Source organism: Paenibacillus sp. M2 (assembly GCF_046713495.1).
GTDB lineage: Bacteria > Bacillota > Bacilli > Paenibacillales > Paenibacillaceae > Paenibacillus > Paenibacillus amylolyticus_B.
In genome coordinates, this window is record NZ_CP169648.1 from 6,437,183 (window position 1) to 6,449,872 (window position 12,690).

Annotated in this window: 13 protein-coding genes, 2 tRNA genes and 2 rRNA genes; 3 read left to right on the forward strand and 14 right to left on the reverse strand. The window is 45.4% G+C overall.

Features of this window, described 5'->3' with window-relative positions:
* Positions 1-65: 65 nt before the first annotated feature.
* The 6 genes from ACETMN_RS29390 to ACETMN_RS29415 all read right to left on the reverse strand — a co-directional run bounded on the left by ACETMN_RS29390 (position 66) and on the right by ACETMN_RS29415 (position 3,585).
* Positions 66-141: transfer RNA gene (locus ACETMN_RS29390), tRNA-Ala, on the reverse strand.
* Positions 142-163: 22 nt separating this feature from the next.
* Positions 164-240: transfer RNA gene (locus tag ACETMN_RS29395), tRNA-Ile, on the reverse strand.
* Between the two features lie 36 nt (positions 241-276).
* Positions 277-393, reverse strand: a 5S ribosomal RNA gene (gene rrf, locus ACETMN_RS29400).
* Positions 394-551: 158 nt separating this feature from the next.
* Positions 552-2,104 (reverse strand): 16S ribosomal RNA (locus ACETMN_RS29405).
* A gap of 479 nt (positions 2,105-2,583) precedes the next feature.
* Positions 2,584-2,814: a hypothetical protein gene (locus ACETMN_RS29410; RefSeq protein ID WP_017692114.1), complete on the reverse strand. Its 231-nt coding sequence runs from the start codon at positions 2,812-2,814 to the stop codon at positions 2,584-2,586.
* A gap of 153 nt (positions 2,815-2,967) precedes the next feature.
* Positions 2,968-3,585, reverse strand: coding sequence for a stage II sporulation protein M (locus ACETMN_RS29415; RefSeq protein WP_091020555.1), 618 nt, complete (start codon positions 3,583-3,585; stop codon positions 2,968-2,970).
* A gap of 122 nt (positions 3,586-3,707) precedes the next feature.
* Here ACETMN_RS29415 and pdaB point away from each other — a divergent pair, with 122 nt between their 5' ends.
* Complete coding sequence (gene pdaB / locus ACETMN_RS29420; protein ID WP_091020553.1) at positions 3,708-4,484, forward strand: polysaccharide deacetylase family sporulation protein PdaB; 777 nt, start codon at positions 3,708-3,710, stop codon at positions 4,482-4,484.
* A gap of 100 nt (positions 4,485-4,584) precedes the next feature.
* Here the strand turns inward: pdaB and ACETMN_RS29425 are convergent, their stop codons facing one another.
* A complete protein-coding gene (locus ACETMN_RS29425) occupies positions 4,585-5,217 on the reverse strand; it encodes a KinB-signaling pathway activation protein (protein ID WP_091020551.1) in 633 nt (210 codons plus the stop codon).
* A gap of 125 nt (positions 5,218-5,342) precedes the next feature.
* Here ACETMN_RS29425 and gerD point away from each other — a divergent pair, with 125 nt between their 5' ends.
* On the forward strand, positions 5,343-6,098 hold the full coding sequence (gene gerD, locus ACETMN_RS29430; protein ID WP_091020549.1) for a spore germination lipoprotein GerD: 756 nt from the start codon (positions 5,343-5,345) through the stop codon (positions 6,096-6,098).
* Between the two features lie 88 nt (positions 6,099-6,186).
* On the opposite strand, the gene ACETMN_RS29435 is transcribed toward gerD, so the two are convergent.
* From ACETMN_RS29435 to ACETMN_RS29450, 4 genes are all read right to left on the reverse strand, one after another.
* Positions 6,187-7,287, reverse strand: a complete 1,101-nt coding sequence (locus ACETMN_RS29435) for an Mrp/NBP35 family ATP-binding protein (protein ID WP_091020547.1) — start codon at positions 7,285-7,287, stop codon at positions 6,187-6,189.
* Between the two features lie 79 nt (positions 7,288-7,366).
* The gene (cwlD, locus tag ACETMN_RS29440) at positions 7,367-8,122 is read right to left on the reverse strand and encodes an N-acetylmuramoyl-L-alanine amidase CwlD (protein ID WP_091020545.1); all 756 of its coding nucleotides are present in this window, start codon (positions 8,120-8,122) and stop codon (positions 7,367-7,369) included.
* Positions 8,123-8,190: 68 nt separating this feature from the next.
* The gene (sat, locus tag ACETMN_RS29445; RefSeq protein ID WP_091020544.1) at positions 8,191-9,360 is read right to left on the reverse strand and encodes a sulfate adenylyltransferase; all 1,170 of its coding nucleotides are present in this window, start codon (positions 9,358-9,360) and stop codon (positions 8,191-8,193) included.
* A 23-nt stretch (positions 9,361-9,383) separates the two neighbouring features.
* Positions 9,384-10,076 carry a phosphoadenylyl-sulfate reductase gene (locus ACETMN_RS29450; RefSeq protein WP_047841119.1) on the reverse strand — a complete coding sequence of 231 codons (693 nt, stop codon included), beginning with the start codon at positions 10,074-10,076 and terminating at the stop codon, positions 9,384-9,386.
* 203 nt (positions 10,077-10,279) lie between these two features.
* Between ACETMN_RS29450 and ACETMN_RS29455 the strand changes: the two genes are divergently transcribed.
* Positions 10,280-10,471 (forward strand): hypothetical protein, encoded by a 192-nt coding sequence (locus tag ACETMN_RS29455; protein ID WP_091020542.1) that lies wholly within the window; start codon positions 10,280-10,282, stop codon positions 10,469-10,471.
* A 388-nt stretch (positions 10,472-10,859) separates the two neighbouring features.
* On the opposite strand, the gene rpsI is transcribed toward ACETMN_RS29455, so the two are convergent.
* The 3 genes from rpsI to truA form a co-directional block, all read right to left on the reverse strand.
* Complete coding sequence (gene rpsI / locus ACETMN_RS29460) at positions 10,860-11,252, reverse strand: 30S ribosomal protein S9 (protein WP_017692105.1); 393 nt, start codon at positions 11,250-11,252, stop codon at positions 10,860-10,862.
* A gap of 19 nt (positions 11,253-11,271) precedes the next feature.
* Positions 11,272-11,709 (reverse strand): 50S ribosomal protein L13, encoded by a 438-nt coding sequence (rplM, locus tag ACETMN_RS29465; RefSeq protein ID WP_024633564.1) that lies wholly within the window; start codon positions 11,707-11,709, stop codon positions 11,272-11,274.
* A 205-nt stretch (positions 11,710-11,914) separates the two neighbouring features.
* Entirely contained in the window at positions 11,915-12,688 is a 774-nt protein-coding gene (gene truA / locus ACETMN_RS29470) for a tRNA pseudouridine(38-40) synthase TruA (protein WP_091020540.1), read from the reverse strand.
* Positions 12,689-12,690: the final 2 nt, after the last annotated feature.

Sequence of the window (12,690 nt, forward strand, 5' to 3'; positions counted from 1 at the left end):
GTTCTAATTCGCGTTTGTTTCGTTTCGATATCTAGTTTTCAAAGAACAAACTTGTAAATCATTTTTGGTGGAGCCAAGCGGGATCGAACCGCTGACCTCCTGCTTGCAAGGCAGGCGCTCTCCCAGCTGAGCTATGGCCCCATATAAAGTTTAAAGGTATAGATGGTGGGCCCTGGTGGACTCGAACCACCGGCCTCACCCTTATCAGAGGTGCGCTCTAACCAACTGAGCTAAGGGCCCACATTATATATACTATTTGAACCCAAAATGGGTTACGCTTGGCGGCGTTCTACTCTCCCAGGACCCTGCGGTCCAAGTACCATTGACGCTGAAGGGCTTAACGGTCGTGTTCGGGATGGGAACGTGTGGAACCCCTTCGCTATCGCCACCAAACGTTTGAGAGTTTGAGCTCTCAAAACTGAGCAACGAGTGAGTTGCTTGTGCTCTTCATTTCATCCACACCGAAGTGATGGACCAAAATGAATCGCTATCGCAGGTTCTAAGAACCTGCTTATTTGAATGTTTCCGTTGCAGGAAACGATTCTCCATAGAAAGGAGGTGATCCAGCCGCACCTTCCGATACGGCTACCTTGTTACGACTTCACCCCAATCATCTATCCCACCTTCGGCGGCTGGCTCCTTGCGGTTACCCCACCGACTTCGGGTGTTATAAACTCTCGTGGTGTGACGGGCGGTGTGTACAAGACCCGGGAACGTATTCACCGCGGCATGCTGATCCGCGATTACTAGCAATTCCGACTTCATGCAGGCGAGTTGCAGCCTGCAATCCGAACTGAGACCGGCTTTGTTGGGATTGGCTCCATCTCGCGATTTCGCAGCCCGTTGTACCGGCCATTGTAGTACGTGTGTAGCCCAGGTCATAAGGGGCATGATGATTTGACGTCATCCCCACCTTCCTCCGGTTTGTCACCGGCAGTCTATCTAGAGTGCCCACCCGAAGTGCTGGCAACTAAATATAAGGGTTGCGCTCGTTGCGGGACTTAACCCAACATCTCACGACACGAGCTGACGACAACCATGCACCACCTGTCTCCTCTGTCCCGAAGGAAAGGTACATCTCTGTACCGGTCAGAGGGATGTCAAGACCTGGTAAGGTTCTTCGCGTTGCTTCGAATTAAACCACATACTCCACTGCTTGTGCGGGTCCCCGTCAATTCCTTTGAGTTTCAGTCTTGCGACCGTACTCCCCAGGCGGAGTGCTTAATGTGTTAACTTCGGCACCAAGGGTATCGAAACCCCTAACACCTAGCACTCATCGTTTACGGCGTGGACTACCAGGGTATCTAATCCTGTTTGCTCCCCACGCTTTCGCGCCTCAGCGTCAGTTACAGCCCAGAGAGTCGCCTTCGCCACTGGTGTTCCTCCACATATCTACGCATTTCACCGCTACACGTGGAATTCCACTCTCCTCTTCTGCACTCAAGTCACCCAGTTTCCAGTGCGATCCGGGGTTGAGCCCCGGGATTAAACACCAGACTTAAATGACCGCCTGCGCGCGCTTTACGCCCAATAATTCCGGACAACGCTTGCCCCCTACGTATTACCGCGGCTGCTGGCACGTAGTTAGCCGGGGCTTTCTTCTCAGGTACCGTCACCTTGAGAGCAGTTACTCTCCCAAGCGTTCTTCCCTGGCAACAGAGCTTTACGATCCGAAAACCTTCATCACTCACGCGGCATTGCTCCGTCAGGCTTTCGCCCATTGCGGAAGATTCCCTACTGCTGCCTCCCGTAGGAGTCTGGGCCGTGTCTCAGTCCCAGTGTGGCCGATCACCCTCTCAGGTCGGCTACGCATCGTCGCCTTGGTGAGCCGTTACCTCACCAACTAGCTAATGCGCCGCAGGCCCATCCCCAAGTGACAGATTGCTCCGTCTTTCCAGTTTCCTTCAGGCGAAGAAAACAATTATTCGGTATTAGCTACCGTTTCCGGTAGTTGTCCCAAACTTGAGGGCAGGTTGCCTACGTGTTACTCACCCGTCCGCCGCTAAGTATCAAGGAAGCAAGCTTCCTATCAACTCCGCTCGACTTGCATGTATTAGGCATGCCGCCAGCGTTCGTCCTGAGCCAGGATCAAACTCTCCAATAAAGTATTGAAAAGAGCGATAAGCTCATTTTGAATCTGACGAGATTAAAAATCTCATTTGTGCTCCAGTCGATTCAAGCCAAGGCTTGTTTCAAACTTTCGCGTTCATTCTGCAAGCAGAATGTTTACTCACTCGTTGTTCAGTTTTCAAAGATCAAACATTCAATTTAGTGTTGTTTTTCATGTTGTCGTCGTTTCAGCGGCGACTTTTATAATATATCATGTTGAAGTTCTCTTTGCAAGCATTATTTTTTCGATTATGTTCAATCGCATTATTTTCATGCTCGTTTCGGTGAACCGCTCCTAAAAAAGGAACGAAAATTAATTTACCATATGAAATTAGAAAGGTCAACCCTTTTTCGACAAAAAGTATGATCCCCTTAACAATTTCACATTCGCATGGTTCAGAGGTACAGCACCCGCTATGAAGAGCCGCACCTCACTTCCACTACTGTAAATCGAATATATGACCAGCTTCAGCATTATGGCTTCGACTTTTTCAGCTTCCCGCCTCTTGCATACTTGGACAACTCTTTGGGCGGGGCAAAGCGTGCATACATGCGGAACACAGTCTTATATCGGCTCGCGATAGCATATTTGATCTCTTGGTCAAGACGATTATCACTCAGATCGAACAGCATTTCATCTAATTCTTTACGCAGCACATAGTCTAGTTCCTTGCATTCCTTCTCGTTAAACAACATACCCAGCATTAGAGTTCTCCTTTTTGTGCATAGCCTCTTTATCACACTTACACAAGTTTCATGCAACACCCCGTTCATTCGCTTTTGTGAGTGCTGCTGGAACCCGTTTTATTGTTATGGTCAACTTTCTGAAAATTTATGAATGCCAACCAGCACAAAATTTTATCCTCCCACCAGAGTATACGTAAGTGTGCTTTCGATGATGGCTGCAACAAGAAGCAAGATGACAACCCAGAAGGATGCCGTTAACGTCCTATTCATGAATGCTCTCCACCGGGTACCCATCGTATTTCTCTTATCACTTCCAAGTTGCCCAAGGCTTTTGATAACCAGACCACCAAACTTCAGTCCGAAGGCGCAAGCAATAATAATGACCGGAATCTCAATAATGCCATGCGGAAGTAAACCTTTAACCACAATGTCATAGAAGCTTGCTCCATAATTCATCGTGGTGTGCACAACAAATCCAAGGACCATCCCATTGATCAGCAGGAAGATGACAGGCAGAATTCCGAAGAATATACCGGCATAGATGACAAGTACACTTTTGATAGCATTATTGAAAAAGATAAACAGGAAGAAGTTCCACTGCACATTCCCCCCCTGTTCCAGCCGTTCACTGACTTCACGTAATCCTCCGATTTGGTTCAATAACAGTTCTTCCAGTGGCCCTGTACTCACCCATCCCGCCCCTATTCCTGCGGCAAACAAAACTATGGACCAGATTAATGCACTGCGAATGGCACCAAGATCTCTAAGAAATGTACTGAATTTTAACATAATAACCTCCTGTAGAATCTAAAATGATGGACAAACAAGGTTCCGTTACGAATAACTGGGCAGTACGAGCATACATTGGAGAGTAAACAAGCATTTCTTATGGGAGAGGGGCGCTTATTGAAATGAACTCGTTCTATGTATTTAGCGGCAAAAAGATTAAACGGTACCTGATTGTCCTCGTTGCTGCAATCTTTGCGATCGGTATTATCTATCTGGAGAGAGGCAATGTCTCCGTATTCTCGGAGGAAGCACCATCAGCCGTCTACAGCGTTCCAACCGAGAAGAAGGTAATCGCACTTACCTTTGACATTAGCTGGGGGGATAAACGGACAGAGCCGATTCTGAAAGTTCTTCAGGAGAATAAAGTGCAGAAGGCAACCTTTTTCCTTTCCTCCCCCTGGAGCAAGACACACCCCGAAATTGTTACTGCCATCAAAGAGGCAGGATATGAAATTGGTAGCCATGGTCATAGACATGAGAACTACAGCAGCCTGACTGAGGAAGAAATTCGCAAAGAAATTTCGACAGCTCATAGCATTTTAACCGATTTAACGGGAAAAGAACCGAAATTACTACGTCTGCCCAACGGGGACTTTGACAAGCGAGTGCTTCAGGTAGCCAATAGTCTGAATTATCAGGTTGTGCAGTGGGATACCGACTCCTTGGATTGGAAAAACCCTGGTGTACAGACCATTGTTGATCGCGTGGTAAGCAAGGCCCATCCAGGGGACATCGTACTGCTGCATGCAAGCGATTCTTCCAAACAAACGCATGAAGCACTCCCTGTCATTATCGACAAATTGAAAAACCAGGGCTATGAATTCGTAACTGTGTCTGAGTTGCTTAACCATTCCAGTTTGGAAGGTAAGGAAGTTCGTGATCAAGCCAGCGGTCAATAATTGGTAGATTGCTTGGGCTACAGCTCAAATACGAGTGTAAAAGTTGAAAAGAGCTAACCAGGTTAGCTCTTTTTGGTATGTTTTTTATACAAAATGAATTCTATGCTCGGCTTTCTTTCAACTGTTCTGCCTTTCCACTTACATTCCGGTTCGTAGATACATCCACCAGCCTGTGCAATATCAGCATTTGGTATGCATTACATAGGAGCAAGGGAACCACAATAAATATGGTTGCCGCATTCACATCAATACGTAATACGCCGATCGTCTCCACTATGGTGACGGCAATCATGAAAAAGAGTGTAGGTACAAGCGCGGAGATATGAGTCAGCTTTACTTTAACGTAAGCGGTAACAATTGCAGCTGCCAAAATAATGATTCCCAACACAATATCCGATATACGCTCCCGGTCTCCCCCAACAAACAAACGTAAAAACATCACGTCAAGCAGGGCTAACACCGTCAGTACAATCTGCACGATCTGCCAACCGCGCTTTGGAAATACACCTTTACCCATATAATTCAATATCAGATATGCAAAGAAACCCATTTGTGAATACACGCTGATCATAACCCCTGATCCAAATAGGATCAAAAGATACAGAAGAAAATCATTTAATCCATTTGTTTTCTCCCCGTTCACCAGCATCATAATCAATCCTGTACCCAATGCTCCCGCGGCCCCAATAAGCAAGGCTGTCCAAAACAGGAAAAACCATCTACGTAAATTCAAAAGTTTTCCACCCCCGAGTGTTTATTTTACCAACCTTCTCAGCAAAAAACCATCATTGCTCAACATATTTCCCCCTTTCCCATCACATACTACATCCAGTATCTAATCAAGGAGGGATTGTACACATGAAACGGCCTTTGTGGCAGCTATGCTGTGTCGTACTGGGGCTATCCGTCATGCTTGCCGGCTGCGGTTCAGATCAGAGTTCTTCGCCTCCTCAGGGCAGTTATAAAGAGATGAAAACAATGGTTGTAGATATTTTGAAAAGTGACGAAGGCAAGAAAGCGGTGGAGGAAGCTCTTACAGGTCAAAGCTCATCCAGCGGAAGCAGCGGTTCTGAAGAAGGTGGCGGTTCGGGTGGTGCTTCGGGATCCATTGGTATGAAAATGTTAATGCCTGTGCAATCTTCGGAACAAATACGTATTGCAGTAAAAGATACCATCACAGCTCCCGAATATAAGAAGGAATTCGAAAAGATCATGACTGATCCGCAGTTTGCGGGTGAATTTGCCAAAGCGATCAACGCACAAAGTAAACAACTTCATATGCAATTGATTAAAGATCCCACATATCAAAAGTCTGTTGAAGACATCATGAAGTCACCTGAGGTATCCAAGATGTTCATGGATTTGACGAAGACTCCGGATTATCGCAAACAGACGATGACTGTCATGCAGGAAGTGATGCAAAATCCGTTGTTCCGCATGGAAGTACTCACTTTGCTCAAGAAGGTAGTGCAGGACGAATTGCAACCCAAAGTAGAAAGTGGCGGACAAAAAGGGCAAGAGCAAGGTGGACAGCAAGACGGTCAGGGCGAAGGTGGTGGTGGTGGTGATGGCGGAGATGGTGGAAGCAGTGGAGATTCGGGCGGCGGATCATAAACAGTAGGTGTTAATACGCACCAAAGATACTGAAAAGCCTGCATCCAAATGGACGCAGGCTTTTATTGTATTTATAACACTCATACCATTAGAATTTGGATTCAATGGACCGGGCAACTTCATCGTAGATAGCCCCTATACGGGAATCTGCTTTGTAAACCGAAGGTGAGAAATCAGGCTCGGAAGGATGATTATCCGGCGTGCCTAATGGAATCTGGGCAAGCAGGCTTGTATGCAGACTTTCCGCAAGTCTCCCCCCGCCACCACGACCAAAGACATAATCTTTCTCTCCGCAACTGCCACACTCATAATAAGCCATATTCTCAACAACACCGAGCAACTCATGATCGGTCTGAATGGCCATCGCACCCGCTCGGGCTGCGACAAAAGCTGCCGTTGCATGCGGCGTGGTAACGATGATTTCCTTACTCTGTGGCAACATCTGATGCACATCCAAAGCAACATCTCCCGTACCTGGTGGCAAATCCAGTAATACATAATCCAATTCGCCCCACTGGACATCCGTAAAGAATTGACGCAGCATCCGACCTAGCATGGGTCCACGCCAGATTACCGGGTTGTTCTCCCGAATAAAGAAGCCCATCGACATGACTTTGACGCCAAAACGTTCAACTGGTTGAATAACACCATCTTCAACGACCGGATATTCTTCAATCCCCATCATGTCGGGTACACTGAAGCCATAGATATCCGCATCAATTAAGCCTACTTTTTTACCTTGACGTGCCAAGGCTACAGCGAGATTAACGGTTACCGTTGATTTACCAACGCCACCTTTACCACTGGCCACAGCAATAAAACGAACACCTGATTCAGGACTTAACAGCTCATGTCCATCCAGACCCGCTGCGTGACCTTTTACGAGCACTTCGTCCCGATCTGGCTCATTATCGGGTTGTCCCATATTCAGGCTCTCACGATCATGCTCAGAAGCTGCACGTACACGAATATGTACATCCTTCATTCCGTGCTGGGACAACAGATTACGCGCTGCATCACTCAAGGCTGTTGTATCCTCAGGTCGATTTTCCAGTGTCACTATGGTCAGAGCCACATGATTTTCTTTCACCATAATATCTCGAACCCATTCCAGTTCGGTCAGACTTACTCCCAATTGCGGTTCTTGTAATGGCTGTAATAGTTCAAGTATCTGTTCTTTTGATAACATCAGACAGCACCTCAGCTTTATCTATTGGCATGTAATTAGGTATGCTGATCCAATTATATCATTACCTTTCTTGTTCTGACTAACTTTTAGGCCGTTCTCCTGAGGAATATCTGAGAATTCCATTATAGATTGAAGCAGCTACCTTGCGCTGATAAGCTTCGTCGGCAAGCATACGTGCCTCTTCCGGATGAGAAAGGAAACCCACTTCTACCAGCGCTGAAGGGATCTTCAGAGCCTGTAACAGATAAACCGTATTCACCGTTTTGGCGATTCGATCTGTATTCTCCAGATTACGAACCATCTCTTGTTGAAGCAGATTAGCCAAACCTTCGTTATCCGGATGGTTAGCTGTATAGAAAACCTGAGCTCCACTCCATCGGTTGGAAGGGACACTGTTCATGTGAATGCTAATAAAGAGATCTGCTTGCTTATCCTCTATCCGCCGTACTCTTTGTTTCAGATCTTCCGTCTTGCGTTTGGAGTACCCCTTGGTGTCCGATTCCGCCAAATCAGTGTCTATTTCTCGTGTCATCACCACTAAGGCCCCTGCCTGTTGCAAATAATCTCTCACATACAGGGCGATAGACAGGTTGATATCTTTTTCAATAACCCCCTGTTTACTTACCGCTCCTCCATCTGGACCTCCGTGTCCTGCATCAATGGCAATGACTTTACCCGCCATCGGCAAACTCCAATAACCTGAAGTCTTAGCGGACGGCAGTTCATAGGACATTACCGCCACTAACATGGCCAGCAGACAGAGACTCAGCATGACCCTTTTGATTGTTTTTAGCCTAACCCAGACTACAAAGTGTTTCCCCATATTTTTACGCATAAAAAAACCACCTCGTCCCTATAAATGACTCTAATCATCTATATGGGACAAGATGGACAAATATACCGCTAGGACCGGACTTGCTCCGCCATTCCTTCAATCAGCACCTCAGCTACTTCAGGACGTGTAAATTCAGGTGGAGGGCACTGGCCGTCACGGAGCAACCCGCGTACTTTGGTGCCGGAAAGCGCCATATGATGTTCTTTATCATGTGGGCAAGTTTTGCTGGATGCCATGTTTCCACATTTAGTACAGAAGAAACTATGTTCGAAGAACAACGGAGTGATCCCCAGTTCCTCTGCTGTAAAGTTAGTAAAGATCTCCTGTGCTTCATATGTTCCATAATAATCACCAACACCCGCATGGTCACGACCAACAATAAAGTGGGTACACCCATAATTTTTACGAACCATCGCATGAAAAATAGCTTCACGTGGACCGGCATACCGCATGGCTGCGGGGAACACACCAAGAAACGCACGATCAGCCGGGTAATAGTTCTCCAGTAACACCAGATAACTCTTCATCCGAACATCTGCAGGAACATCGTCCGACTTCGTCTCTCCAACAAGCGGATTCAGGAAGAGCGCGTCTACAATCTCCATAGCGCTCTTCTGGATGTACTCATGTGCCCGATGGACCGGATTACGTGTCTGAAAACCAACTACCGTCTTCCAACCCTTCTCCTGAAAAATCTTCCGGGTATCTGCAGGATCATAATAGAATTCTTCGAATTTCGCAGGTTTTGGACGGTTCAACACTTGGATTGGACCTCCTACGTATGTTGCAGGACGCTCCAACAGTTTTTTAACACCCGGGTGCTCGGGATCATCTGTTTTGAATACACGCCGGGCTTCTTCACCCTGATCCACCTGGTATATACTTTGGACTTCGAGCAGTCCATAAGTGACTCCATCTTGATCACCAACAAGTTTCACACGTTCACCAATTTGGAGGGATGCGGCTTGTTTATCGTCAACAGCAAGTGTGATTGGTATACTCCAGACTGTTCCATCCGCGAGACGCATGCGAGACACCACCGAAAGGTAATCTTCCTCATTCAAGAAACCTTCAAGTGGTGAGAACGCACCTACACCGATTAGATCCAAATCTGATATCGTCCAGGTATTAATAAGCAAAGTAGATAAGTTTTTACTGTCTTGCAACAATTGCTCCCGTTCTTCTCCTTGTACGATACGCTGAACCAACGTACCTCCATGAGGCAGAATCGATGTCATCTTGTCAGCTCCTTGTATATCTATTATTTATGAAGGCCACATTCCGTTTTATCATTACCAGACCAGCGTCCGGCACGTGGGTCCTCTCCAGGCATAACTTGACGTGTGCAATGCTCACAACCAATACTTGGGTAGTTCTGATCATGAAGAGGGTTATATACAACGTTATTGTCACGAATATATTGCCATACATCCTCCGTCGTCCAGTGCGCAATTGGATTAAACTTCATCAGACCGAATTTAGAATCATATTCAACCTTTTTCGAGTTGGCACGAGTTGGTGCTTGATCTCTACGAATACCTGTAATCCATGCATCATACTGAGAAAGAATACGTGTTAACGGTTCGACTTTGCGAATGTTACAGCACCCATTGGGATCAGACTTCCACAACTCTTCACCGTGTTGTGCTGCCTGTTCTTCCGGAGTAATCTTAGGTGACACGCGTACAAATTCAAGATTGTAGTTCTCCTGCATCTTATCACGTGTTTCGTATGTTTCTTTAAAGTGAAAATCTGTATCCAGATAAAAAATATCCGTGGATGGGCTGATCTTCTGCAACATATCTACAAGTACAACATCTTCTGCACCAAAGCTGCATGCAAAAGTGATATTTGGGAATGTTTCAATAGCATACCGAATAATATCCTCTGGACTGGCGTGTTCCAGTTCCTCTGCCTTCGTCCGTGCCAAGTCTTCTTTCTCCAACAAGTTCATCTGTGAATTTCCCCCATTCTGCATTTCAATATACCTTAAAGCCGACTAAACTAATATGAATTATGTTTAGTATAAATCTTTCATTGCGGATGTCAATGCCTGCCATATGGTAAAATAAATCATTTTCTGCCCATTTTTGATCGTCGCTTTTACACAATATTTTGGTTCAATTTATCCACTTCTCTGTTAATGAGATAAAAACAATGATGTTAGCCCAGGTCATTAGGCAGGTAAAAAAACATCTCTTAGCCTTGGAAACCTTTGCTGTTACTGGGTTTGGACAGTCCTTATCGCAAAGAACAGCATCAAAAAATCACTGGGCGACTGAAGATGAAGGAAGAAAAGCTAAAGTTTTAAGAGGAGCAGCATTGCGACTTTTAGCGGTTGATATGTAAGGGACTTTTATCGTTTCCATAAGAAATACTGATGAGACTTACAGTAAAGAATAAAGTGCAAAAACAATAAGCCGAGTACATTCAAGAAATCCGGCGTGAGTTCGAAGCGATGATTTTATAGGAGCTGTTATAGAATGTGTGGTGAGCGATGGGTATGAGCATATTCAAAGATCTAAACGATCAGAGGGTTTCAGTATGATGTAGATGTATTAACGTACATATTATAGGACTGTATTGAGGGAAATTAAGAGAACATTGAAATGGCATTGAAGGAAATAAGCAAGCATGAGGAGAGACATCAGAGCTACCACACAAACTAATATAATATATGGCGTAATAGTCATGAATATATAAAAAAGCCTTTGACCGAGGCCAAAGGCTTTTAATATTAACGTTTGGAGAACTGAGGTGCGCGACGAGCCGCTTTAAGACCGTATTTTTTACGCTCTTTCATACGTGGATCACGAGTCAGGAATCCTGCTTTTTTCAGGGATGCACGGTATTCCGGATCTGCTTTGAGCAAAGCGCGGGAGATACCATGACGGATTGCACCGGCTTGACCGGAGATTCCGCCACCATGAGCAATAACAAGAACGTCATAGTTGTTGAGCGTTTCTGTCAAGTTCAGTGGTTGTTTTACGATCAGTTTGAGTGTTTCCAAACCGAAGTATTCATTAATATCACGTTTATTGATGACAATGCGTCCTTCACCCGGTACAAGGCGAACACGTGCTACCGAATGTTTACGACGACCTGTCCCATAGTATTGTACTTGTGCCATGAAACTGTCCTCCTTTTAATTAACCGCGAAGTTCGTAAACTTCTGGTTTTTGTGCTGCATGTGGATGCTCAGTGCCTCTGTACGCTTTAAGTCTCAACTTCATTTTCTCGCCCATGCGAGTTTTAGGAAGCATACCGCGAACAGCCAATTCCAACATACGCTCAGGTTTGTTTTTAACCATCTCTTCAGCTGTAGTTACTTTCAAACCACCTGGGTGCATTGAGTGACGGTAGTATTTTTTACCTTGCATTTTCTTACCAGTCAATACGATTTTCTCAGCATTGATGATAACAACGAAATCGCCAGTGTCCACATGTGGAGTGAATTGTGGCTTGTGTTTGCCGCGAATCAAAGCTGCTGCTTCGCTCGCCAAACGTCCGAGGGTTTTGCCTTCAGCATCAATGATGTGCCATTGGCGCTCAACTTCGTTAGGCTTCGCCATGTACGTAGTACGCATGAAAAGTTCCTCCTTAAAATGTTCAAAATCATCATTTTCATTTATCTTCGTTCGTTAAGTTATAACTTTAGGTGTTGATGGATTGTAAATTTGATGTGAACCTCTTAATTGGGGCTGTGGGAAAGCCATTAAGAAAACACAACTTTTATATTACATGATAGGCGATTAAATCGCAAGTGTTAATTAAGCTTTTCACTCACCAAATTTATTCTTTTTTGTATTCAAGATCCCAGAGCATTAAACCGCAGCTAACTGCAGTAGGTCCTGCAGCAGATCGATTACATGCAGCAATCATATTTGGTACATCAGAGGCTTTCCGTTTGCCCTCTCCGATCTCCAGCAGTGTCCCTACAATGATACGAACCATATGCTGCAAGAAGCCGTTACCACTCACATAAATGTGAATGACACCCTGATCGCGCGGATGGTCTCTGCACATTGATCGGTCCACTTCCATCCATGCTTCATACACCGAACGGACATGATTCTCTTTCTGAGACTTGCGTGAAGCAAAAGAGGTGAAATCATACGTCCCTATGAAATGTCGTAAGCCCTCCTGCATTGCCAAAATATCAAGCTTCGCATGATGATGATATTGCAGTCTTCTGTTGAATACATCCGGAAATTGATTCGCATTGACTGTATAACGATACGTTTTCTTTTTCGCTGCATAGCGAGAATGAAAATCAGCCGAAACTTCAATCGCATCAATAACGACAATATCGGAGGGTAATCTGGAGTTGAGTGCAATACACCAACGTTCAATCGGGATCTGGGACTCCGTAGGAAAATTGAAGATTTGTCTGCGGGCGTGAACACCTGCATCTGTTCGGCCTGAACCTGTAATTTTAACCTTCTCACCGGTTAAAGCACGAATCGCATCTTCAAGATGATCCTGAATGGTATTCCCACCCGGCTGTACTTGGAAGCCGAAATAGGCAGTGCCATCATAAGTTAACGTCATACATAAGTTCCGCATTA